Genomic DNA, 20,652 nt, shown 5'->3' on the forward strand with positions numbered 1-20,652 from the left:
GAGCGGGAGACAGTGAGGGCGATCGATCGTTTCGCCATATGCCCTGTCCGACACGCTTCCAGCTTCGCCGCGATCAAGATTTCCGCGCCCGTTGCGACGATAAACGCTGCGTGCGGCGTTCGCCGCCGCTGGCGTCAACCGCGTCTCTTGGCAGCACAAAGGAGCCTTCATGGCCCGCGAAACGACCTACGTCGTGCAGGCATTCAACGCCGGCAAGGGTGGGCATCTGAAGCCCGACTCTCCAATCGTCTGCAAGACGGCAAATGGCGCGCTGCGAACGGCGGAGCGCCTGGCGTTGAGCAAGCTCGCCGTCGTTGCATTCTCGTCCACCGGCGATGCCGAAATGGGCGACTATGATGATGAGCCGATGGTCTTCTTCCGCAAGGGTGAGCTTCCGGCAGACTTTGGCTGAGTCCTTGGTTGCGAATGAGAACGTGGATGCCGGAGGGTCCAGATGAGCGAGCGACTTGAAACGCTGAAAAAGGCCCGTGAGCGCATGATCGAGGACAGGGACGCGCATGCGAAAGTGCTGGCCGCTCCGTTCGATCGCGACAAGGCGGAGCGGGCCCGCAGCAAGTTCGTCGAGGTGCAGGCCTTGGTCGAAGCCCTGGACCGCGCCATCAGCGCGGAGGACTCCGCTTCAGCAAGGGACTGAAACCGGATGCCGCGCATAGCTGACGGAGCGCCAGCTCGCGCGATCGGCGTTCACCTCTTGCCGTATTCGGTGAAAACGTAATCGCGATTTTGCACCACGGTGTGGCAGGCATAGCCGCACTTCGCGTCGTTCTCCTGTGGCGGATTGTCCGCCGTAGTGGCTGGCCTGAACACATTCGACGCCGCGTCATATTCGAACGCGGCGTACCCCCATCCGCCGCTGTCTGCGAACCTCTTGCTGTCCTTCACCATGAAATCGACGTCGTGCTGCGTACCCGGCACCGTCGGTTGACCGGGATACGCCTCCTGCTTCTTCGGGATCCAGTGAATCTTCGCCATCCTGGCGCCGTCCGGGAACGGCTTGCCATTGCCGGGCACGCCCTCGCGGTAGGCGCCGATCATCGCCGGATTGCCCAGGATCACGGCAATGACGCCTTCGTTCTCGCTGATCGCGATCACGGGCCAGTCCTCGTATCCCCTGAACTCGGAGAATGCGAGCCCACCGGAAACTTGAAGACTGTATTTGTCCTGCGCAGAAATCGCGACACCGGTCGCGAGGACGGAAATCGACACCGAAGCAACGAGATTGATCAGCGAGCTCTTCCGTATGGTCGTATCTCCCTCAATCGATTTGGCGGCGGATAATCTCTTGCTGGAAATTCCTCTTATCGCGTTGCCTTCTCCGAGGCTCAGGACTACGCGAACCGTTGGTCACGGGAACGAATTACAGCATGGAATGGCGCGGAGCGAAACGGGGCCGCCGCCATGTTCCGCGGCCCGAAGCTACGGCGTGAGCGCCTATTGACAACCGTCCCATCGCGCCAGAAGACTCAGGGCGCATCGTCGTGCATGCGACCCTAGGGGATAACCGATGTCCCTCGACTTTCGCTTCCATCGCAATCCCATCGACGTTCTCGCTTACGAGCTCGCCGAGGAGAAAGCTTCGGCACTCGGACGGATGGGCCGCGCGCTGGAACGGGCTCTCGCCAAGCTGCGCGAGTTCGATGTTGCCCATCCGCGCGGTGAAGCACCGGCATCCGCTCAACAGGCACGGCGCATTCTGGTGCGGGAAGCCGGCCATGCGCTCTGGATGTTCGTGGTGCAGCGGGAAGCCTGCGGCATGCGCGACAGCCGCGCGATCATGCGCACCTACAATGTGCCCAGCGAAGTGCAGCACTGCATGGGGCCAATGCTCGCCACATCGACCGCATCGCCATAAAAATGCGCGGGCCGCCTCGATCGTTGTCGAGACCTGCCCGCGCATTGAACTCGCGGATGCTGAATTCAGCCGTGCGCTAGAGCTTCGGTTCTGATTGAATCAGAGCCGAAGCTCTGGATTCTTGTTTTGACGCGTTTTCTTCACGCGAACAGGTCTCCACTTCGCTCGAAAACGCGCTAGCTAGTGCACGCTGACGGCCTGCAGCTCGTTGCTCCAGGCGTTCGCAATCGCGGCTTCGCGGCTGTCGGTCAGCATGATCGGCGTGCCGTCGGCGGCATGCAGTGCGAACAGCTTGATGCCCGGCGCGATTTTCGGCGCCTGCGGAAAGAGATCCGGCACGTCCTCGGAACGGACCTGCTTCACATAGGCGATATGGCCCTCGCCCAGATGGGCCAGCGCTTCCGGCGTGACGCTCTCGGATTGGAAGATGATATTCGCTTCACTCATGGTCTCGACTCCTCAGTCAGATAAGCGGTCGAGTCCGCTCGTTGTTTCTATTATTCGTGTTCATTGATAGCGATTGTCTTAACGACCCGTTCAGGTTCTGGCCTGGCCAGGTCGATCGACAACAACCCGTTCTTCAGATCCGCGCCCAGCACCTGCATCCCCTCCGCCAGCACGAAGGTGCGCTGGAAGTGGCGCGCGGCGATGCCGCGATGGATGTATTGCCGAGCCTTGTCGTCCTGCTGACGGCCGCGGATGACGAGCTGATTTTCCTCAATAGTTACATCGAGTTGGTCGCGGGTGAAGCCCGCCACCGCCAACGTGATGCGCAACCGCTCGGGCTGCCCGTTGGTACGATCGCACCGCTCGATATTGTACGGAGGATAGCCGTCAGCGCCCTTCACGACGCGGTCGAGCGCACGCTCGATCTCGTCGAATCCCAGAAGGAACGGACTGGACAACGATGGAACACGAGACATTACAAAGTCCTCTCGAAGCGACTTTGAGGGGCCCTTGCGGCACCCCATGCAACCGGCGGGCCGCTTGCCCGTCGGTCACCAGCCAATATGGGAGTGATCTGGATAGCGTTCAAGCGCCTCTGAAACCAGCGTAAATGCCGCCTGGAGCATATCGGTTCTGATCAAATCAGGACCGATATGCTCCACTTTTTGTCTCAGGCGCGTTTTCTTCACGCGAACCGGTGTCCACTTCGCTCGAAAACGCGCCAGCATGGCCCCAATCGTTCCCGATCGGTTACGGACCGACGCGCTTGCGGCCGTCAGCGGTAAAGAGATGCAGTTTGTCGCGCGGCGCGACCACCCGGATCTGCTCACCGATCGCAGGCCCAGCGGCGCCGGGAATCCGGACGATCACTTCGCCGGGCGGCAGCTCGCCCGGATTGGCGGCGATGGCCCGTTCCTCGCGCTGGCGGCTGCCATAGACGAAGGTCTCGGCGCCGACATGCTCGATCGCCTCGACCGTCAGGCCGAGCGCGACGCCGTCGGATGCGGTCTCGCCCGTGATCACGAAATCCTCCGGCCGGATGCCGACGATGCCGGCACCATCGGCGCCCGCGATCTGGGAGGTCAGCTCGTCCGAGCGCAGCGGCATCAGGTTCATCGGCGGAGCGCCGATGAAGGAGGCGACGAAGGTGGTTGCCGGCTTCTGATAGATTTCCAGGGGATTGCCGATCTGCTCGACCTGGCCGCCATTCATGACCACGAGGATGTCGGCGAGCGTCATCGCCTCGAGCTGGTCGTGGGTGACGTAGATCGAGGTGGTGTTGAGCCGGCGCTGCAGCTTGCGGATCTCGACCCGCATCGCGATGCGCAGCTTGGCGTCGAGGTTCGACAGCGGCTCGTCGAACAGGAAGACTTTCGGCTGGCGCACGATGGCGCGGCCCATCGCGACGCGCTGGCGCTGGCCGCCGGAGAGCTGCCGCGGCTTGCGCTCCAGCATCGGCGAGAGCTCGAGGACGCGCGCGGCTTCCTCGACGCGGGTCTTGACCTCGGCTTCGGCCATGCCGCGGTTGCGCAGGCCGTAGGCCATGTTGTTGTAGACGCTCATATGCGGGTAGAGCGCGTAGTTCTGGAACACCATCGCGATGTCGCGATCGGCGGGCTCGATCTGGTTGACGACGCGGCCGCCGATGTCGATCTCGCCGCCGGTGATGGTCTCGAGCCCGGCGACCATGCGGAGCAGCGTGGACTTGCCGCAGCCGCTTGGCCCGACCAGCACGCAGAACTGGCCGTCGCCGACGTCGACATCGACGCCCTTGATGGCCTCGAAGCCGCCGGGATAGGTCTTGCGGACGCTGCGCAGCGTGACGTTAGCCATTACTTTTCCGTCTCCACCAATCCGCGCACGAACAGTTTCTGCATCACGACGACGACGAACACCGGCGGCAGCATCGCGAGCAGCGCGGTCGCCATCACGACGGGCCATTCGGTCAGCGCATCCGTCGTAGTGATCATCTTGCGAATACCGACCTGGATGGTCTGCATGTCGTCGCGCGTGGTGATCAAAAGCGGCCAGAGATATTGATTCCAGCCGAGGATGAACAGGATCACGAACAGCGCGGCCATGTTGGTGCGCGAGAGCGGCAGCAGCGTATCCCAGAAGAAGCGGAACGGGCCCGCGCCGTCGATGCGCGAGGCCTCCAGCAACTCATCCGGCACGGTCATGAAGAACTGCCGGAACAGCAATGTCGCGGTGGCCGAGGCGATCAGCGGCAGCGACAGGCCGGCATAGCTGTCGAGCAGATGCAGATCGGCGACGATCTTGTAGGTCGGATAGATGCGCACCTCGACCGGCAGCATCAAGGTGATGAAGATGATCCAGAAGATCGCCATCCGGAACGGAAATCGGAAATAGACGATCGCGTAGGCCGAGATGATCGAGATCGCGATTTTGCCGACCGCGATCAGGAGCGCCATGATCAGCGAGTTCAGCATCATGTTGAGCACCGGCTCGCGGGTCGAGCCGCTCGTGCCGACAAACAGCGTCTGATAGTAGGTCTCGAGGAAATGGCCGCCGGGCAACAGCGACATCTGGCCATTGGCGATGACGGCGTTGTCCTGGGTCGAGGCGACGATCGCCAGATAGACCGGGAAGGCGACGATCGCGATCCCGATCCACAGGATGGCGTGAGCCAGATAGCGCTGGAAGCCTTCCTCCTCGACCATCAGTAGGTCACCTTGCGTTCGACGAAGCGGAACTGGATTCCCGTCAGCACGACGACGATGACCATCAGGATGACCGACTGTGCCGCGGAGGAGCCGAGATTGCCGCCAAGCAGGCCATCCGTATAGACCTTGTAGACCAGCGTTTCGGTCGCCTTGCCGGGGCCGCCGCGGGTCATCGTGTCGATGATGCCGAAGGTGTCGAAGAAGGCGTAGACGATGTTGATCACCAAGAGGAAGAAGATGGTCGGCGAAAGCAGCGGGAAGATCACGGTCCAGAACCGCCGCATCGGGCGGGCGCCGTCGATCGCGGCGGCCTCGATCACGCTCTTCGGGATGCTCTGCAGCCCGGCAAGGAAGAACAGGAAGTTGTAGGAGATCTGCTTCCAGGCCGCGGCGAGGATGATCAGGGCCGCGGCCTGGTCGCCGTCGAGCAGCGGATTCCAGTCAACGCCCATCGCGCGCAGATAGCGCGACAGCACGCCGAGCGAGGGATGCAGCATGAACACCCAGAGCACGCCGACCACCGGCGGAGCGACGGCATACGGCCAGATCAGCAGGGTGCGGTAGAGCGTCGAGCCGCGCAGCGGCTTGTCGGCCATGACCGCGAGCAGCAGCGCGAACGACAGCGACGACACCGCGATCGCGAACGAGAACGCGAAGGTTCGGACGATCGCCGCGAAATAGGCCGGGTCCTTGAATAATTCGAGATAGTTCTCGAACCACACGAAGGTGGTCGAAAGGCCGAAGGCGTCCTGCAGCAGGAAGGATTGGATCACCGCCTGCGCGGCCGGCCAGTAGAAGAAGATCAGGACGATAGCGAGTTGCGGGGCAACCAGCGCGTAAGGCAACAGCTTTGACTGGAAAATCGCTTGTTTTTGCATGATCTCGGCAAAATGGCAGGCCGCGTTTGCGGCCTGCCGGTTGATGGCCTCAAGACATCATGTCAGTGGACAGCGGTCTTTTCAAACTGCCGCAGCATCTGGTTGCCGCGCTCGACGGCCGAGTCCAGCGCCTGCTTGGCGGTCTTCTTGCCTGCCAGCGCCTGCTCGATCTCCTCCGACCACATGTCGCGCAGCTGCACCATGTTGCCGAGGCGCAGACCGCGGGAGTTCTCGGTCGGCTCCTTGTTGGTGAGCTCGAGCAGCGGGGTCTCCAGATAGGGCTGGTCCTTGTAGAAGCCCTCTTCCTTGGCCTTGGCGTAGGCTGCCTTGGTGATCGGCAGATAGCCCGAGGCCTTGTGGATCCAGACCTGGCGGTCGGTGTCCGAGAGGAAGGTCAGGAACTTGGCCACGCCCTTGTATTCCACGGCCGACTTGCCGCCCATCACCCAGAGCGAGGCGCCGCCGATGATCGAGTTCTGCGGCGCGCCCTTGACGTCGGGATAATACGGCATCGGCGCGGCGGTGAAGTTGAACTTGGCCTGCGCCTTGACGTTGCCGAAGAAGGCCGACGAGGTCAGGTAGATCGGGCATTCGCCCGCGGTGAAGCGGCCTTCGCCGGTGTTGGTGCGGCCGGCGTAGTCGTAGGTCTTGTCCTTCTGCAACTCGACCAGGTTCTCGAGATGCTTGACCTGCAGCGGGCCGTTGAATTCGAGCACGGTGTCGAAGCCGTCGAGGCCGTTGGCCTTGCTGGCGAGCGGCACGTTGTGCCAGGCCGAGAGTTGCTCGAGATTGACCCAGGTGACCCACGAGCCGGAGAAGCCGCAGGTGGTGTAGCCGGCCGCCTTCAGTTTCTTGGCGTCCTCGAACACTTGCGGCCAGGTTTTCGGGATCTCCGCGATGTTGGCCTTCTTCAGCGCGTCGAGATTGACCCACATCACGGTCGACGACGAGTTGAAGGGGAACGACAGCATCTCGCCCTTCGAGGTCGAGTAGTAGCCGGTGATCGCAGGCAGATAGACACTCGGATCGAACTTCTCGCCGGCGTCGGCCATCAGCTTGTAGACCGGTTTGACGGCGCCGGTCGCGGCCATCATCGTCGCGGTGCCGACCTCGAACACCTGCATGATGTGCGGCGCGTTGCCGGCGCGGAATGCGGCGATGCCGGCGTTCATGGTGTCGGCGTAGCCGCCCTTGTAGGTCGGGATCACCTTGTAGTCGGACTGCGAGGCATTGAAGTCGTTGGCCAGCTTGACGATGACGTCGTTGTTGGCGCCGGTCATCGCGTGCCACCACTGAATCTCAGTCACTGCAAACGCAGGTGACGCGAATACAAGCGTGGCAGCGGCTGCCGCAGCAGCGCCGAGTCGTCTGAAAATCATCAAAAGCCCCTCCGGTTGGAACACCATCTTTCGTTGCGCGCGTTATCAGCGCCGAATGACGTTCAAATGACCGTATAAACGAAAGCCATGGTACGGGGGAAGCCGAAGCGAAGGGAAGCGCTAAAAAAGGCGGAGAACGCAGCCGCGTGCGTGCGGTGCAACGCCGGACGCGACGTTGCACCGCAGGGGGCGATGTGTTGGCTTGATGCGAACGGTGCCCATCCCGCATCACGTGCGGGACGGGCTTTGCTCGAATACGCCGCTAGCGCTTGCGCTGGGGACCGCAGACCACGCCCTTGTCGACCAGGCCGTTGATCTCGCCCTTGGAGTAGCCGAACTCACCGAGCACTTCCGCAGCGTGCTGGCTGAACTTCGGCGGCGTGCGGCGCAGGCTCGGCTTGGTGCGTTCGAGGCGGATCGGCGAAGCGACGCCCTTGTACCAATCCTTCTCAATGACGTCGCCGCGATGGATCGTGTGCGGGTTGGTCAGCGCCTGGTCGATCTTCTGCACCGGGCCGGCCGGCAAGCCGGCGGCGAGCAGCCGGTTGCACAGCGGCTCGGCTTCGTGCTGGCTGAACACCGCGGCAAGCTCGGCCCGCAGCGCATCGCGGTTGGCGATACGGTCCTTGTTGCGGGCAAAGCGCGGGTCGGTGCCGAGCTCGGGCTTGCCGATCTCCTTGGCGAGCTTGCGGAAGGTGCCGTCATTGCCGACGCCGATGAAGATGTTGTCGGTCTTGGTCGGGAAGATCGCGTACGGCACGAGGTTGGGATGCTCGTTGCCGGTGAGCGACGGCGGCTTGCCATGCATGAAATAGTTCGCGGTGTGCGGATGCATGATCGCAAGCCCGGTCTCGTACAGCGTGGTCTCGATGAACTGGCCGAGCCCCGAGCGCTGCCGCTCCGACAGCGCCATCAGGATGCCGATCGCCGCATAGAGGCCGGTCGTGATGTCGACCAGCGGCACGCCGATACGCATCGGGCCGCTCTCCGGCGAGCCGGTCGCCGCGATCATGCCGGTCATCGCCTGGATGATCGCGTCATAGCCGGGATTGCCGCCGCGCGGGCCGTCGGCGCCGAAGCCGGAGATCCGGCAATGCACGAGGCGCGGAAACCTCGCGCGCAGCACGTCATTGCCGATGCCCCATTTGTCGAGCGTGCCGGGCTTGAAATTCTCGATCAGCACGTCGGCCGTCTCGAGCATCTTCATCAGCACCGCGCGTCCGCCCTCGGAAGCGAGGTCGAGGCCGATCGAGCGCTTGTTGCGGTTGATGCCGACGAAATAGGCCGCGTCTTCCTCATGGAAGGGAGGGCCCCAGTCGCGCACCTCGTCGCCCGCGGGCGGCTCGACCTTGATCACGTCGGCGCCGTGGTCGGCAAGGATCTGTGTGCAATACGGGCCGCCGAGCACGCGCGTCAGATCGATCACGCGCAGTCCGGTCATCGCGCCCGTAGCCGCTGGGGTATTCATGGAAACAACCTTCGCTCAGTTGGGATCAGAAAACGAGGGTCCCAGAGCTAACGGTCTTCAGGCGAGGCAGCAATGCTCTGATCGGCGCAGGCCCATGCAGCAGGCGGCGCGTGCGTTCGCCAAGCGAACTGGCATCTGCAATGCAATGATCTGCTGAAGCGCAATAGTCCGCCACGCGGCACGTGGCGGACTATTGGCAGTCGGCGAGCTAGACGACGCTCAGCTTGACGTCGACATTGCCGCGGGTCGCGTTGGAATAGGGGCACACCTGGTGGGCCTTCTCGACCAGCGCTTCGGCGTCGGTGCGGGAAAGGCCGGGCAGCGAGACGGCGAGATCGACCGCGAGGCCGAAGCCGCCTTCCGAGCGCGGGCCGATGCCGACCGTCGAGGTGACGGAGGCGTCGGCAGGAACCTTGGGGCCGCCCTGCGAGGCCACGAACTTCATCGCGCCGATGAAGCAGGCGGCATAGCCGGCTGCGAACAGCTGCTCCGGATTGTTGCCGGCGCCACCGCCGCCACCGAGTTCCTTCGGGGTTGTGAGCTTGACGTCGAGCGCGCCGTCGAGCGTTGCCGCATGGCCGTCGCGGCCGCCGGTTGCCTTGGCGCTGGTCTTGTAGAGCACGTTCACAGACATCGTGGTCTCCCTTGGGTTTGGACTTCAGTTTGAATTCGGCGCGGCATGTATTGCATCCAATTAGATTGTGCGCAATATAAATTATGCGGCCTCACATTTAATTGTTCGCAATTGAATCCGCGGTCCTGTGAGCCCAAAATGACCGGGAACGAGATGGATTCGATGGGAATCATGGTCAGGAAACAGACGGCGGTGGATCAGGCGCTGCGGCTCGATAACCAGATCTGCTTTGCGGTCTATTCGACCGCGCACGCCTTCAACCGCGTCTACAAGCCGCTGCTCGACCGGCTCGGGCTGACCTATCCGCAGTATCTCGTGATGCTGGCGCTGTGGGAGCGCGACGACGTGCCGGTAAAGGACCTTGGCGAGCGGTTGTTCCTGGATTCCGGAACGCTGACACCCCTGCTGAAACGGCTCGAAGCGGCGGAACTGATCAGGCGGACCCGCAGCACCGAAGACGAGCGGGTCGTGCTGATCGCGTTGACGCCGCAGGGCCACGCGCTGCGCGAAAAGGCCAAGGCCGTTCCGCAGTCGATCCTTGCGGCCTCGGACTGCACGGTTGGCGAGTTGCTGGCGATGAAGGATGAGATCGTCGCGCTGCGCGACCGGCTGAATGCGGTGCTGGGGGAGTAGGGGGCGTGGAACGAGGTGCGCCTGTTATGGCAGCACCGGCACTCGACAAGCCGCGCACTGGAAATCGCTGCCGCGCTCGTCGTGAAGAATCTCAAAGCCCTCCGGGACCCTATCGATCCGGTTCTTGAAGGGGGTGGTTTCCGAGAGCCGGGCATAGCCCGTGCGTTGGCACCTGGGGCACCGCAAGAATTCCGTCCAGGTGGAATTGCGCATGGCTTGGCATCCGTTGGCACTGAATAGGGTAGCAACCAATGCACCGTCGAGCTTTGTTCTGGATCAAAGATGCGGGGCGGATCCCGTGGATCGGCGAACTGTTCGCACGAGGGATGAGATCGTCGTGCTGCGCGATGGCTGGGAAGGGTGGGTGGTCGGAGGCGCTTCTTGGCGAAAGCGCGGCCGGATGCGGACTTCAGATATTTTTTCAAAGGCGATGGCCTGCTTCTCGTCGCTGAACGCGACGTACGTCATCAGCCGCCAAGGTCCATATTTGGATGTATGGGGTACCTCGCCGGCATTGTGCTTAGCCAGTCGAGCTCGCAGATCATCTGTGAGGCCGACATAGAAGTGCAGGCAATCGAAGCTTTCGAGAATATAGACGTATTTCATCTGACCCCCACGCGCTTGATGGGGTCGATGCTAACGCATTTGAATTTCGGTGAGAGCCCGGCTTCGCCCTTCGGGCTACGCCGCGGCAGCCTTCGCTCGCATCGCTACGATGGACCTTCCGGGCTTGCCGAGCCGTAGCTCGCGAAGCGAGCGAAGGCTGGTGGAGCCAGGCGGGATCGAACCGCCGACCTCTTGCATGCCATGCAAGCGCTCTCCCAGCTGAGCTATGGCCCCTTATCCAGTTGGGATGATCCTGGGGGATCGATCCCGGCCCGCGCGGCCTGGATGACTCGCGCGGCAGCACCGTTGATCATAGATCGGCGCCGATCTCAAGTCTCTTCGTCACCGCCAACGTCACCAATAATATCGGTCACGTCCTCATCGCCCTCTTCCTCGTCGGCGATGAAGGTCGAATCGTCGTCGTCATCGTCGTCGATGGTCTCATCGACCTCGATATCGTCCTCGGATTCGGGAACCACGGCCTTGACCTTGCCGGTGTTCTCCTCGGCATCGGCCTCCTCGAGCGAGACCAACTCTTCGGTCTCGGCCGCCTCGGGCATCTCGGCGGCGGTCGCGGGCGAACTGACGGTGGCGCCACGACCCCGCGGCGGGGTGACAGGCGCGATCGGCACGACCTCACCGGTGTAGGGCGAAATCACCGGATTCTTGTTTAGGTCGTAGAACTTCTTGCCCGTGGTCGGGCAAATGCGCTTGGTTCCGAGCTCGGACTTAGCCAACGTGGTCATCCCAGAATTTTGCTGAAAAACGGTGCTTCACTTGGCTAGTTGAGGAGCCGCTGTCAATAGCGGTTTGCGCGCAAGTGACGGGCGCGTGACGCGGTGTTGCCTATGTGATACCTGCCGCGGCGCGAGAGGACACAATCTTGGCTCATTCCGACACCCCGACCCCGCTGGAATCGCGCGTTTGCGGCCCCCTGGCTGGCAAGGTCCGCGTTCCCGGTGACAAATCGATTTCCCACCGTGCCCTGATCCTCGGGGCGCTTTCGGTCGGCGAAACCCGCATTTCCGGCCTTCTGGAGGGCGAGGACGTCCTCAATACCGCCAAATCCATGCGCGCGCTGGGCGCCAAGGTGGAGCGGACGGCGCCCTTTACATGGTCGGTCGCGGGCGTCGGCGTCGGCGGCTTCGCCCAGCCCGCGGCCCCGCTCGATTTCGGCAATTCCGGCACCGGTTGCCGGCTGGTGATGGGCGCGGTGGCCGGCTGCCCGATCGCGGCCATTTTCGACGGCGACGCCTCGCTGCGTTCGCGGCCGATGCGCCGGATTCTCGACCCTCTGGAGCTGATGGGCGCCCGGACCAGCGACATCCGGGAGGGCGGCCGGCTGCCGCTCACCCTGCACGGCGCCCGATATCCGGTACCGATCGTCTACAAGACCCCGGTCGCCTCGGCCCAGATCAAGTCGGCGGTGCTGCTGGGGGGCCTGTCCGCGCCCGGCATCACCACGGTCATCGAGCAGGAGGCGAGCCGCGACCACACCGAGCTGATGCTGAAGCATTTCGGCGCCGAGATCTCCACGGAGAAGGAAGGCAGCCACGGCCGCAGGATCTCGCTGAACGGCGAGCCCGAGCTGCATGGCGCGCAGGTCGTGGTGCCCGCCGATCCGTCCTCGGCGTCGTTCCCGATCGTCGCGGCGCTGATCGTCGAAGGGTCCGACGTCGTGTTCTCCGACGTGATGACCAATCCGCTGCGCACCGGCCTGTTCACCACATTGCGCGAAATGGGCGCCTCGATCGAGGAGAGCGATGTGCGCGGCGATGCCGGCGAGCCGATGGCGCAATTGCGCGTGCGCGCCTCGAAGCTGAAGGGCGTCGAGGTGCCGCCGGAGCGCGCGCCGTCGATGATCGACGAATATCTGGTGCTGGCGGTTGCGGCTGCGTTTGCCGAGGGCACCACGATCATGCGCGGCCTGCAGGAGCTGCGCGTCAAGGAGTCCGATCGTCTCGAAGCCACTGCCGACATGCTGCGCGTCAACGGCGTCAAGGTTGAGGTTTCCGGCGATGATCTGATCGTCGAGGGCCGCGGCCACGTTCCAGGCGGCGGCCTTGTCGCCACCCATATGGATCATCGCATCGCGATGTCGGCGCTGGTGATGGGCTGTGCTTCGGATCGGCCGGTGAAGATCGACGACACCGCCTTCATCGCCACCAGTTTCCCGGATTTCATTCCGATGATGCGCGCGCTCGGAGCTGACTTCGCATGATCATTGCCATCGACGGACCCGCCGCCTCCGGCAAGGGCACGCTCGGCAAGCGGCTCGCCCACCACTACGGCTACCGCCATCTCGACACCGGCGTGATCTACCGCGCCGTGGCCTATGCGATGATGGCGCAGGGCGCCGATCTCAACGATGAGGCGCTGGCGGTGGCCGTCGCGCTCGAGCTCGATCCCGAGAAATTCGGCAATCCGATCCTGAAGACCCAGAAGGTCGGCGAGGGCGCATCTGTCGTCTCGGCCTTTCCCAAGGTCCGCGAGGCGCTGGTCAACTTCCAGCGCCAGTTCGCCGCCGATCCGCCCGGTGCGGTGCTGGATGGACGCGATATCGGCACCGTGATCTGCCCGGACGCCGACGTGAAGATATTCGTGGTCGCCGATCCCCGCGTGCGGGCACGTCGGCGCACCCTGGAGGCCCGCGCCCGCGGCGAGGACGCCGACGAGGAGGCCGTGCTGGCCGACATCCTCAAGCGTGACGAGCGGGACAAGAACCGGGCGGTCGCGCCGTTGCGGCCGGCGGCGGATGCTCACACGCTGGACAATTCCAATCTCGACATCGAGGCCGGCGTCCGCGCCGCCATCGCCATCGTCGAGGCGGCGCGCGCCAAGCGCTAGAATCGCTGGCGTCGGAGGGCCCTTTCGGCCCGAAAACCCAGCAAAATGGGGCATTTCCTGCTTGCCGAAAACGGCTTGCAGGGCTATATCAGCGCCGTTCGGAGCGCCATCGACTACGTCGAGGCCGTGTCTGAGCGGGCCGGCGCCGGGTTTGAGCCCTCGCCGCATCTGGAGGAACGCCCGCTCCCAGGTCTTGAAGTCGATATTTCGTTTCAGGCTCCGGATCATTCAAACGTACCGAACGTGCAGTTTTACTGCCGGCCCGCTGTTGCACCTCCTGCAATGAGCGGTCGTCAGGGTTTGCGGAACCCTGACACTTCACGCGCGGTGCGCCCATCAACCCGAACGGCCGGCAAGATCCCGCATTTGGAGAACAAATGGCTTCGAATACTGTGTCTTCCTATTCCCCGACCCGCGACGACTTCGCGGCGATGCTTGATGAATCCTTTGCCGGCGGCAATCTGCAGGAAAGCTCGGTCATCAAGGGCAAGGTGGTTGCAATTGAGAAGGACATGGCCGTCATCGACGTCGGCCTGAAGACCGAAGGCCGCGTTGCGCTGCGCGAATTCGCCGGCCCCGGCCGTGAAAGCGATCTGAAGGTCGGCGATGAAGTCGAGGTGTTCCTCGACCGGATCGAGAATGCGCTGGGCGAAGCCGTGCTGTCGCGCGACAAGGCGCGCCGCGAGGAAAGCTGGGGCAAGCTCGAGAAGGCGTTCCAGAACAACGAAAAGGTCAACGGCGTCATCTTCAACCAGGTCAAGGGCGGCTTCACGGTCGACCTCGACGGTGCGGTGGCCTTCCTGCCGCGCTCGCAGGTCGACATTCGTCCGATCCGCGACGTCGCGCCGCTGATGAACAACTCGCAGCCGTTCCAGATCCTCAAGATGGACCGCCGCCGCGGCAACATCGTGGTGTCGCGCCGCACGGTTCTCGAAGAGACCCGCGCCGAGCAGCGCCAGGAGCTGGTGCAGAACCTCGAAGAGGGTCAGGTGATCGACGGCGTGGTCAAGAACATCACCGATTACGGTGCGTTCGTTGATCTCGGCGGCATCGACGGCCTGCTCCACGTGACCGATATCGCCTGGCGCCGCGTCAACCACCCGACCGAGGTGCTGACCATCGGCCAGACGGTGAAGGTCAAGATCATCAAGATCAACCACGAGACGCACCGCATCTCGCTGGGCATGAAGCAGCTCTTGGATGATCCGTGGCAGGGCATCGAAGCCAAGTACCCGCTGGGTGCCCGCTTCACCGGCCGCGTCACCAACATCACCGACTACGGCGCGTTCGTCGAGCTCGAGCCGGGCATCGAAGGCCTGATCCACGTCTCCGAGATGTCGTGGACCAAGAAGAACATGCACCCCGGCAAGATCGTTTCGACCTCGCAGGAAGTCGAAGTGCAGGTGCTCGAAGTGGATTCGGTCAAGCGCCGCATCTCGCTCGGTCTCAAGCAGACCATGCGCAATCCCTGGGAAGTCTTCGTCGAGAAGTTCCCGGTCGGTTCGGTGGTCGAGGGCGAGGTCAAGAACAAGACCGAGTTCGGTCTGTTCCTCGGTCTCGAGGGCGACGTCGACGGCATGGTCCACCTCTCCGACCTCGACTGGAAGCTTCCGGGCGAGCAGGTCATCGACAACTTCAAGAAGGGCGACATGGTCAAGGCCGTGGTGCTCGATGTCGATGTCGAGAAGGAGCGCATCTCGCTCGGCGTCAAGCAGCTCGAAGGCGACCCCTTCGCCGAGCCGGGCGACGTCAAGAAGGGCGCGGTCGTGACCTGCGAAGTGCTCGAAGTGAAGGAGAGTGGCATCGAGGTCCGGATTTCGGGCACCGAGTTCACCACCTTCATCAAGCGGTCCGAGCTGGCCCGCGATCGCAACGACCAGCGCGCCGAACGCTTTGCCGTCGGCGAGAAGGTCGATGCCCGCGTCATCCAGTTCGACAAGAAGGCTCGCAAGGTGCAGGTCTCGATCAAGGCGCTGGAAGTTGCCGAAGAGAAGGAAGCCATCGCGCAGTACGGCTCCTCCGATTCGGGGGCGACGCTTGGCGACATCCTCGGCACCGCGCTGAAGAACCGCGGCACCGACAAGTAAGCATTCGCTGGAGTTCAGGCGAACATTGGGGCCCCGGCGCAAGCCGGGGCCTTTTTGTTATCCTGTAGCCGGATGGAGCAGAGCGAAACTGTCTTCTCCTTCCCCCTGAAAGGGGGGAGGTCGGGATGGGGGTCAGCCGCGGGCGACGCTGCAAGCTGACAGAGCAGATCCCCACCCGCTTTGCTCTTGCGAGCAAAACGACCTCCCCCTTTCAAGGGGAGGCTGGAGCCTTGTTTTCTTCATATTGCGTCGCAATTGATGTATTTGGCTAAGCTGATAGTGACGCTGCGACGGCAAAACGCGCGGATTGCGCGCTGACTACTTCTGGAGAGATCGGATGTCGCTGGATTCAGACGTGATCGTCGACCGCCGCCGTATCAGGCGCAAGCTGACGTTCTGGCGCGTCGCCGCTGCGGTCATTGCAATCGCGGCTATCGTCGGCGTGGGGGTGATCGCCGCCGGCGGACGCGGTGCCTTCTCGACGTCGAACGCGATCGCGCGGATCAATATCGACGGACTGATCCGCAGCGACCAGGAGCGCGTCGAGGCGCTGGAGCGGCTCGGCAAGTCGAGCTACGCGGCCGTTGTCGTGCACATCAATTCGCCCGGCGGCACCACCGCGGGCTCCGAGCAGCTTTACGACTCGCTCGTGCAGTTGAAGGCGAAGAAGCCGCTTGTCGTCCTGGTCGAGGGATTGGCGGCCTCGGGCGGCTACATCACCGCGATCGCCTCCGACCACATCGTCGCCCAGCAGACTTCGCTGGTCGGTTCGATCGGCGTGCTGTTCCAGTTCCCCAACGTTTCCGAATTGCTCAAGACCGTCGGCGTGAAGATGGAGGAAATCAAATCCTCGCCGCTGAAGGCGGCGCCGAACGGCTTCGAGCCGACCAGCCCGGAGGCTCGCGCTGCGATCGACGGCCTGGTCAAGGATTCCTATGCATGGTTCCGTGGATTGGTGAAGGAGCGGCGCGGCATGGACGACGCCCTGCTGGAGAAAGTCGCGGATGGCCGCGTCTTCACTGGCCGGCAGGCAGTCGATCTCAAGCTGATCGATCAGCTCGGGGATGAGAAGACCGCGATCGCCTGGCTGGTTGCGGAGAAGAAGGTCAAAAGCGACCTGCCGGTGCGCAATTACAAGCTCAATCCGCGATTCAGCGACCTGACCTTCCTGCGCACCGCAGCGTCGATGACGTTCGATGCGTTCGGCCTTGGCGGCATCGCGCGGCGGATCGAGCAGGGCGGCGTGGCCCAGGTGGTCGACCGGTTCGGGCTCGACGGCATGCTGGCGCTGTGGACTCCCGGAGGAGCCGACTAGTCGAGCGCGAAAGGCGTACTGATCAGGGTATTCCCGCTCTGCGGGAATCGCTGCATGCCCAATTGGGCTATTTGTCACGCGATTTCACGGCGTTCTAAATTGATTTAGCGTCTTGACAGTGCACGGCATTTTCACGGAAATGGGTTTCCGCAAGAGCCCGGATCCCATTTTCGATGATCAAATCCGAACTTGTTCAGCGTATCGCCGAGCACAACCCGCACCTCTATCAGCGGGACGTCGAGAACATTGTGAATGCGATTCTCGATGAAATCGTCGCGGCGCTGGCGCGTGGCGACCGCGTCGAGCTGCGCGGTTTTGGCGCTTTCTCGGTGAAGCATCGCCCGGCCCGTGCCGGCCGCAATCCGCGTACCGGCGAGCATGTGCCGGTCGACCAGAAGAGCGTGCCGTTCTTCAAGACCGGCAAGGAAATGCGCGAGCGCCTCAATCGCGACGAGGCTGAGGCGGGAGCCTCCAAGATCGACGCGCCCAAGGCTGATGCTTAAGGCTGACGCCTAGCGCGACGTCCGGCGTTGCCGTTGCTGCGGGCGATGGGCCCGCACTTTCTCCATCGCTGCGAGAGATGGTCATGCGAAAGTTCTTCACGGCCGTGGTCGTCGTTCCGCTCGGGCTGATCTTCATCATCTTTGCAGTCGCCAACCGTCACTGGGTGACGGTGTCGTTCGATCCCTTCAACTCTGTGACGCCGACGGTTGCAGTCACACTGCCGCTGTTCGTCGTCATCATCGCGTCCGCAATCCTTGGCGTGATCGCCGGTGGCATTGGAACCTGGTTCAAGCAAGGGCGCTGGCGCCGCGCCGCCCGGCTGCACGAGGCCGACGCCCGCCACGTCCGCGCCGAACTCGCCGACCTCAGGGCCACCGCCTCCCGGGACGACGCGCAGCGTCGTTCGGCCCCGGCCCAGCTGGGCTTTTACGGGCCCAATGGGCGAGACAAGCAGGGCGCGACGTTGTAGAACCCGCCCATCGGACCCGGGGCAGCCCCTGTTCCGGCCGCCCGAAAACCCGTTTTTGAGACCCGTTTGGAGACCATGCCCCTGCTCGTCAAAATCTGCGGCCTGTCCACGCGCGAGACGCTCGACGCCGCGCTTGAGGGCGGCGCGGACATGGTGGGGTTCGTGTTCTTCTCCCCGTCGCCGCGCCATATCAGCCTCGAGACCGCGCGCGAGCTCGGCAGCCGCGCCAAGGGCCGCGCCGTCAAGGTCGCGCTGACGGTCGATGCCGACGACGCGACCCTCGAAAACATCGTCGAGACGCTGCGGCCGGATATCCTGCAATTGCATGGCAAGGAAACGACCGCGCGGCTGCGCGACATCAAGCAGAAGTTCGGCCTGCCGCTGATGAAGGCGCTGCCGGTGGAGACCGCGGCCGACCTCGCCCCGCTGCCGGGCTATGCCGGCGTCGCCGACCGCATCCTGTTCGATGCTCGCCCGCCGAAGGATGCCACCCGGCCGGGCGGTCTCGGCGCGCCGTTCGATTGGCGCCTGCTGGAAAATCTCGATCTCGCGCTGCCCTACATGGTCTCCGGCGGGCTCAACGCCGAGAACGTCGTTGAAGCTGTCCGCGTCACCCGCGCCGGCGGGGTCGACGTATCGTCGGGCGTGGAGCGCACGCCGGGCGTCAAGGATCCCGAGCTGATCCGCGCCTTCATCCGCGCCGCACGCGCAACCCAAGAACTGATGGTTCGATGAATCCAAACCTGCCCAATTCCTTCCGCAGCGGTCCCGACGAGCGCGGGCATTTCGGCATTTTCGGCGGACGCTTCGTCGCGGAAACGCTGATGCCGCTGATCCTCGATCTCGAAAAGGCCTATGCCGACGCCAAGGCCGATCCGGCGTTCCAGGCCGAGATGAATGGCTATCTGAAGGACTATGTCGGCCGGCCCTCGCCGCTCTATTTCGCCGAACGGCTGACCGAGCATCTCGGCGGCGCGAAGATCTATCTGAAGCGCGAGGAGCTCAATCACACCGGCTCGCACAAGGTCAACAATGTGCTCGGCCAGATCATGGTCGCGCGCCGGATGGGCAAGAAGCGCATCATCGCCGAGACCGGCGCCGGCCAGCACGGCGTGGCGACGGCGACGCTCTGTGCGCGCTTCGGGCTCGAATGCGTGGTCTATATGGGCGCGGTCGACGTCGAGCGGCAGCAGCCCAACGTGATCCGCATGGAGATGCTGGGCGCCAAGGTCGTCCCGGTGCAGTCGGGCGCGCGCACGCTGAAGGACGCGATGAACGACGCGCTGCGCGACTGGGTCACCAACGTGCATAACACCTTCTATTGCATCGGCACGGTGGCGGGGCCGCATCCCTATCCGATGATGGTGCGCGATTTCCAGTCGATCATCGGCCACGAGACGCGCACGCAGATGCAGGAGGCCGAGGGCCGGCTGCCGGACTCGCTGATCGCCTGCATCGGCGGCGGCTCCAATGCGATGGGCCTGTTCCATCCGTTCCTCGACGATCCCTCGGTCGGGATCTTCGGCGTCGAGGCGGCCGGTCACGGACTTACGCAGCTGCATGCCGCTTCGCTCGCCGGCGGCCGCCCCGGCGTGCTGCACGGCAACCGTACCTATCTGTTGATGGACGCCGACGGCCAGATCGAGGAAGCGCATTCGATCTCGGCCGGCCTCGACTATCCCGGCATCGGCCCCGAGCACGCCTGGCTGCATGACACCGGCCGCGTGAAATATCTCTCGGCGACCGACGAGGAAGCGTTGGCCGCATTCCAGCTGCTGTCGCGGTTAGAGGGCATCATCCCCGCGCTGGAATCCGCGCACGCGATCGCAAAACTGTCCGAACTCGCGCCGCAGCGGCCGAAGGATCATCTGATGGTGGTCAACCTCTCGGGCCGCGGCGACAAGGACGTGCCGCAGGTCGGCGACATCTTGAAGGCGAGGCAGAAGTGACCACCCGTATCGACGCACGTTTCGCCGAGCTGAAGCAGCAGGGCCGCTCCGCTTTCGTCACCTTCGTGATGGCCGGCGACCCCGACGCAAAAACCTCGCTCGACATCCTCAAGGCGCTGCCGAAGGCCGGCGCCGACGTCATCGAGATCGGCATGCCCTTCACCGATCCGATGGCCGATGGCCCGTCGATCCAGGCCGCCGGTCTGCGCGCGCTCAAGGGCGGCATGACGCTGCGCAAGACGCTCGCGATGGTCCGCGACTTCCGCAAGGACGACAACACGACGCCGATCGTGCTGATGGGCTACTACAATCCGATTTACATCTACGGCGTCGAGAGCTTCCTGGCCGATGCCAAGACCGCCGGCGTCGATGGGTTGATCATCGTCGACCTGCCGCCCGAGGAAGATACCGAGCTCTGCATCCCCGCGTTGAAGGCCGGGCTGAACTTCATTCGCCTCGCGACGCCGACCACCGACGACAAGCGCCTGCCGGCGGTGCTCGCGAACACCTCGGGCTTTGTCTATTACGTCTCGATCACCGGCATCACCGGCGCTGCGACGGCCGATTCGAACGCGGTTGCGGAAGCCGTCGCCCGGATCAAGCGGCACACCAAGCTGCCGGTCTGCGTCGGCTTCGGCATCCGCACCCCGGAAACGGCGCGCGCGATCGCCGAGAACGCCAACGGCGCCGTGGTCGGCACTGCGATCGTCGACGTGGTGCGCGCCAATCTTGATGCCGAGGGCCGCGCGACGCCGAAGACCGTGAGCGCGGTGGCGGACCTGGTGTCCGCGCTGGCGCAGGGGGTCCGGGGCGCCAAGCAGGCCGCTGAATAAGCCACATTTTGCGGCAACAAGGCCGCCAACGGCGGCTTGCCGGGTT

Annotated in this window: 24 protein-coding genes, 1 tRNA gene and 1 pseudogene; 13 read left to right on the forward strand and 13 right to left on the reverse strand. The window is 63.7% G+C overall.

The annotated features are described in order from the left end of the window. The first annotated feature begins 169 nt into the window (after positions 1-169). Complete coding sequence (locus HAP47_RS01285; protein ID WP_173639774.1) at positions 170-412, forward strand: hypothetical protein; 243 nt, start codon at positions 170-172, stop codon at positions 410-412. A gap of 42 nt (positions 413-454) precedes the next feature. After that, the gene (locus HAP47_RS01290) at positions 455-655 is read left to right on the forward strand and encodes a hypothetical protein (RefSeq protein WP_173639773.1); all 201 of its coding nucleotides are present in this window, start codon (positions 455-457) and stop codon (positions 653-655) included. Positions 656-705: 50 nt separating this feature from the next. On the opposite strand, the gene HAP47_RS01295 is transcribed toward HAP47_RS01290, so the two are convergent. Further along, positions 706-1,263 carry a cytochrome P460 family protein gene (locus HAP47_RS01295; protein WP_173640715.1) on the reverse strand — a complete coding sequence of 186 codons (558 nt, stop codon included), beginning with the start codon at positions 1,261-1,263 and terminating at the stop codon, positions 706-708. Between the two features lie 262 nt (positions 1,264-1,525). On the opposite strand from HAP47_RS01295, the gene HAP47_RS01300 reads away from it, so the two are divergent. After that, positions 1,526-1,873, forward strand: coding sequence for a DUF6665 family protein (locus HAP47_RS01300; RefSeq protein ID WP_173639772.1), 348 nt, complete (start codon positions 1,526-1,528; stop codon positions 1,871-1,873). Positions 1,874-2,053: 180 nt separating this feature from the next. Here the strand turns inward: HAP47_RS01300 and HAP47_RS01305 are convergent, their stop codons facing one another. The 9 genes from HAP47_RS01305 to HAP47_RS01345 form a co-directional block, all read right to left on the reverse strand. Beyond that, the gene (locus HAP47_RS01305; RefSeq protein WP_173639771.1) at positions 2,054-2,320 is read right to left on the reverse strand and encodes a DUF1150 family protein; all 267 of its coding nucleotides are present in this window, start codon (positions 2,318-2,320) and stop codon (positions 2,054-2,056) included. A 50-nt stretch (positions 2,321-2,370) separates the two neighbouring features. Next, entirely contained in the window at positions 2,371-2,796 is a 426-nt protein-coding gene (locus HAP47_RS01310) for an Hsp20 family protein (RefSeq protein WP_092120814.1), read from the reverse strand. Between the two features lie 75 nt (positions 2,797-2,871). Further along, the gene (locus tag HAP47_RS01315) at positions 2,872-3,048 is read right to left on the reverse strand and encodes a hypothetical protein (RefSeq protein ID WP_173639770.1); all 177 of its coding nucleotides are present in this window, start codon (positions 3,046-3,048) and stop codon (positions 2,872-2,874) included. Positions 3,049-3,070: 22 nt separating this feature from the next. Continuing rightward, complete coding sequence (locus tag HAP47_RS01320; RefSeq protein ID WP_173639769.1) at positions 3,071-4,153, reverse strand: sn-glycerol-3-phosphate import ATP-binding protein UgpC; 1,083 nt, start codon at positions 4,151-4,153, stop codon at positions 3,071-3,073. Beyond that, positions 4,153-5,001: a sn-glycerol-3-phosphate ABC transporter permease UgpE gene (gene ugpE, locus HAP47_RS01325; protein ID WP_092120808.1), complete on the reverse strand. Its 849-nt coding sequence runs from the start codon at positions 4,999-5,001 to the stop codon at positions 4,153-4,155. Before ugpE ends, HAP47_RS01320 begins: the two co-directional genes overlap by 1 nt. Further along, a complete protein-coding gene (ugpA, locus tag HAP47_RS01330) occupies positions 5,001-5,882 on the reverse strand; it encodes a sn-glycerol-3-phosphate ABC transporter permease UgpA (protein ID WP_173639768.1) in 882 nt (293 codons plus the stop codon). Before ugpA ends, ugpE begins: the two co-directional genes overlap by 1 nt. 62 nt (positions 5,883-5,944) lie before the next feature. Further along, positions 5,945-7,261, reverse strand: a complete 1,317-nt coding sequence (gene ugpB / locus HAP47_RS01335; protein ID WP_173639767.1) for a sn-glycerol-3-phosphate ABC transporter substrate-binding protein UgpB — start codon at positions 7,259-7,261, stop codon at positions 5,945-5,947. A gap of 262 nt (positions 7,262-7,523) precedes the next feature. Next, complete coding sequence (locus HAP47_RS01340; RefSeq protein ID WP_231168708.1) at positions 7,524-8,729, reverse strand: CaiB/BaiF CoA transferase family protein; 1,206 nt, start codon at positions 8,727-8,729, stop codon at positions 7,524-7,526. Positions 8,730-8,937: 208 nt separating this feature from the next. Further along, positions 8,938-9,363, reverse strand: a complete 426-nt coding sequence (locus HAP47_RS01345; protein WP_173639766.1) for an organic hydroperoxide resistance protein — start codon at positions 9,361-9,363, stop codon at positions 8,938-8,940. A 171-nt stretch (positions 9,364-9,534) separates the two neighbouring features. On the opposite strand from HAP47_RS01345, the gene HAP47_RS01350 reads away from it, so the two are divergent. Then, positions 9,535-9,996, forward strand: a complete 462-nt coding sequence (locus HAP47_RS01350; protein ID WP_173640713.1) for a MarR family winged helix-turn-helix transcriptional regulator — start codon at positions 9,535-9,537, stop codon at positions 9,994-9,996. Positions 9,997-10,367: 371 nt separating this feature from the next. Here the strand turns inward: HAP47_RS01350 and HAP47_RS01355 are convergent. The 3 genes and pseudogenes from HAP47_RS01355 to HAP47_RS01365 all read right to left on the reverse strand — a co-directional run. Further along, positions 10,368-10,602 (reverse strand): annotated as a pseudogene (locus tag HAP47_RS01355) (GIY-YIG nuclease family protein); the annotation flags it as partial. A gap of 158 nt (positions 10,603-10,760) precedes the next feature. Further along, positions 10,761-10,836 (reverse strand) — tRNA-Ala (locus tag HAP47_RS01360). Between the two features lie 95 nt (positions 10,837-10,931). Beyond that, positions 10,932-11,339 carry a TIGR02300 family protein gene (locus tag HAP47_RS01365; RefSeq protein WP_173640712.1) on the reverse strand — a complete coding sequence of 136 codons (408 nt, stop codon included), beginning with the start codon at positions 11,337-11,339 and terminating at the stop codon, positions 10,932-10,934. A 146-nt stretch (positions 11,340-11,485) separates the two neighbouring features. Between HAP47_RS01365 and aroA the strand changes: the two genes are divergently transcribed. The 9 genes from aroA (at position 11,486) to trpA (ending at position 20,606) form a co-directional block, all read left to right on the forward strand. After that, the gene (gene aroA, locus HAP47_RS01370; protein ID WP_173639765.1) at positions 11,486-12,823 is read left to right on the forward strand and encodes a 3-phosphoshikimate 1-carboxyvinyltransferase; all 1,338 of its coding nucleotides are present in this window, start codon (positions 11,486-11,488) and stop codon (positions 12,821-12,823) included. After that, the gene (gene cmk / locus HAP47_RS01375) at positions 12,820-13,449 is read left to right on the forward strand and encodes a (d)CMP kinase (RefSeq protein WP_173639764.1); all 630 of its coding nucleotides are present in this window, start codon (positions 12,820-12,822) and stop codon (positions 13,447-13,449) included. The genes aroA and cmk overlap by 4 nt, the downstream gene beginning before the upstream one ends. Before the next feature lie 377 nt (positions 13,450-13,826). Beyond that, a complete protein-coding gene (gene rpsA, locus HAP47_RS01380) occupies positions 13,827-15,536 on the forward strand; it encodes a 30S ribosomal protein S1 (RefSeq protein ID WP_173639763.1) in 1,710 nt (569 codons plus the stop codon). 337 nt (positions 15,537-15,873) lie between these two features. Beyond that, entirely contained in the window at positions 15,874-16,851 is a 978-nt protein-coding gene (sppA, locus tag HAP47_RS01385; RefSeq protein ID WP_173639762.1) for a signal peptide peptidase SppA, read from the forward strand. 173 nt (positions 16,852-17,024) lie between these two features. Continuing rightward, positions 17,025-17,354 (forward strand): integration host factor subunit beta, encoded by a 330-nt coding sequence (locus HAP47_RS01390; protein WP_050426527.1) that lies wholly within the window; start codon positions 17,025-17,027, stop codon positions 17,352-17,354. An 83-nt stretch (positions 17,355-17,437) separates the two neighbouring features. Further along, the gene (locus tag HAP47_RS01395) at positions 17,438-17,824 is read left to right on the forward strand and encodes a lipopolysaccharide assembly protein LapA domain-containing protein (RefSeq protein ID WP_173639761.1); all 387 of its coding nucleotides are present in this window, start codon (positions 17,438-17,440) and stop codon (positions 17,822-17,824) included. Positions 17,825-17,899: 75 nt separating this feature from the next. Further along, complete coding sequence (locus tag HAP47_RS01400) at positions 17,900-18,559, forward strand: phosphoribosylanthranilate isomerase (RefSeq protein ID WP_173639760.1); 660 nt, start codon at positions 17,900-17,902, stop codon at positions 18,557-18,559. Beyond that, positions 18,556-19,773 (forward strand): tryptophan synthase subunit beta, encoded by a 1,218-nt coding sequence (gene trpB, locus HAP47_RS01405; RefSeq protein WP_173639759.1) that lies wholly within the window; start codon positions 18,556-18,558, stop codon positions 19,771-19,773. The genes HAP47_RS01400 and trpB overlap by 4 nt, the downstream gene beginning before the upstream one ends. Then, on the forward strand, positions 19,770-20,606 hold the full coding sequence (gene trpA / locus HAP47_RS01410; RefSeq protein WP_173639758.1) for a tryptophan synthase subunit alpha: 837 nt from the start codon (positions 19,770-19,772) through the stop codon (positions 20,604-20,606). The genes trpB and trpA overlap by 4 nt, the downstream gene beginning before the upstream one ends. Positions 20,607-20,652: the final 46 nt, after the last annotated feature.

It is taken from the genome of Bradyrhizobium sp. 41S5 (genome assembly GCF_011516665.3).
In the GTDB taxonomy this organism is placed as follows: domain Bacteria; phylum Pseudomonadota; class Alphaproteobacteria; order Rhizobiales; family Xanthobacteraceae; genus Bradyrhizobium; species Bradyrhizobium quebecense.

Bases quoted from the DNA above. Each gene is read 5' to 3' on its own strand.
- HAP47_RS01285 (WP_173639774.1), top strand. From the start codon at position 170: ATGGCCCGCGAAACGACCTACGTCGTGCAGGCATTCAACGCCGGCAAG.
- HAP47_RS01290 (WP_173639773.1), top strand. From the start codon at position 455: ATGAGCGAGCGACTTGAAACGCTGAAAAAGGCCCGTGAGCGCATGATC.
- HAP47_RS01300 (WP_173639772.1), top strand. From the start codon at position 1,526: ATGTCCCTCGACTTTCGCTTCCATCGCAATCCCATCGACGTTCTCGCT.
- HAP47_RS01305 (WP_173639771.1), bottom strand. From the start codon at position 2,320: ATGAGTGAAGCGAATATCATCTTCCAATCCGAGAGCGTCACGCCGGAA.
- HAP47_RS01310 (WP_092120814.1), bottom strand. From the start codon at position 2,796: ATGTCTCGTGTTCCATCGTTGTCCAGTCCGTTCCTTCTGGGATTCGAC.
- HAP47_RS01315 (WP_173639770.1), bottom strand. From the start codon at position 3,048: ATGCTGGCGCGTTTTCGAGCGAAGTGGACACCGGTTCGCGTGAAGAAA.
- HAP47_RS01320 (WP_173639769.1), bottom strand. From the start codon at position 4,153: ATGGCTAACGTCACGCTGCGCAGCGTCCGCAAGACCTATCCCGGCGGC.
- ugpE (WP_092120808.1), bottom strand. From the start codon at position 5,001: ATGGTCGAGGAGGAAGGCTTCCAGCGCTATCTGGCTCACGCCATCCTG.
- ugpA (WP_173639768.1), bottom strand. From the start codon at position 5,882: ATGCAAAAACAAGCGATTTTCCAGTCAAAGCTGTTGCCTTACGCGCTG.
- ugpB (WP_173639767.1), bottom strand. From the start codon at position 7,261: ATGATTTTCAGACGACTCGGCGCTGCTGCGGCAGCCGCTGCCACGCTT.
- HAP47_RS01340 (WP_231168708.1), bottom strand. From the start codon at position 8,729: ATGAATACCCCAGCGGCTACGGGCGCGATGACCGGACTGCGCGTGATC.
- HAP47_RS01345 (WP_173639766.1), bottom strand. From the start codon at position 9,363: ATGTCTGTGAACGTGCTCTACAAGACCAGCGCCAAGGCAACCGGCGGC.
- HAP47_RS01350 (WP_173640713.1), top strand. From the start codon at position 9,535: ATGGTCAGGAAACAGACGGCGGTGGATCAGGCGCTGCGGCTCGATAAC.
- cmk (WP_173639764.1), top strand. From the start codon at position 12,820: ATGATCATTGCCATCGACGGACCCGCCGCCTCCGGCAAGGGCACGCTC.
- rpsA (WP_173639763.1), top strand. From the start codon at position 13,827: ATGGCTTCGAATACTGTGTCTTCCTATTCCCCGACCCGCGACGACTTC.
- sppA (WP_173639762.1), top strand. From the start codon at position 15,874: ATGTCGCTGGATTCAGACGTGATCGTCGACCGCCGCCGTATCAGGCGC.
- HAP47_RS01390 (WP_050426527.1), top strand. From the start codon at position 17,025: ATGATCAAATCCGAACTTGTTCAGCGTATCGCCGAGCACAACCCGCAC.
- HAP47_RS01395 (WP_173639761.1), top strand. From the start codon at position 17,438: ATGCGAAAGTTCTTCACGGCCGTGGTCGTCGTTCCGCTCGGGCTGATC.
- HAP47_RS01400 (WP_173639760.1), top strand. From the start codon at position 17,900: ATGCCCCTGCTCGTCAAAATCTGCGGCCTGTCCACGCGCGAGACGCTC.
- trpB (WP_173639759.1), top strand. From the start codon at position 18,556: ATGAATCCAAACCTGCCCAATTCCTTCCGCAGCGGTCCCGACGAGCGC.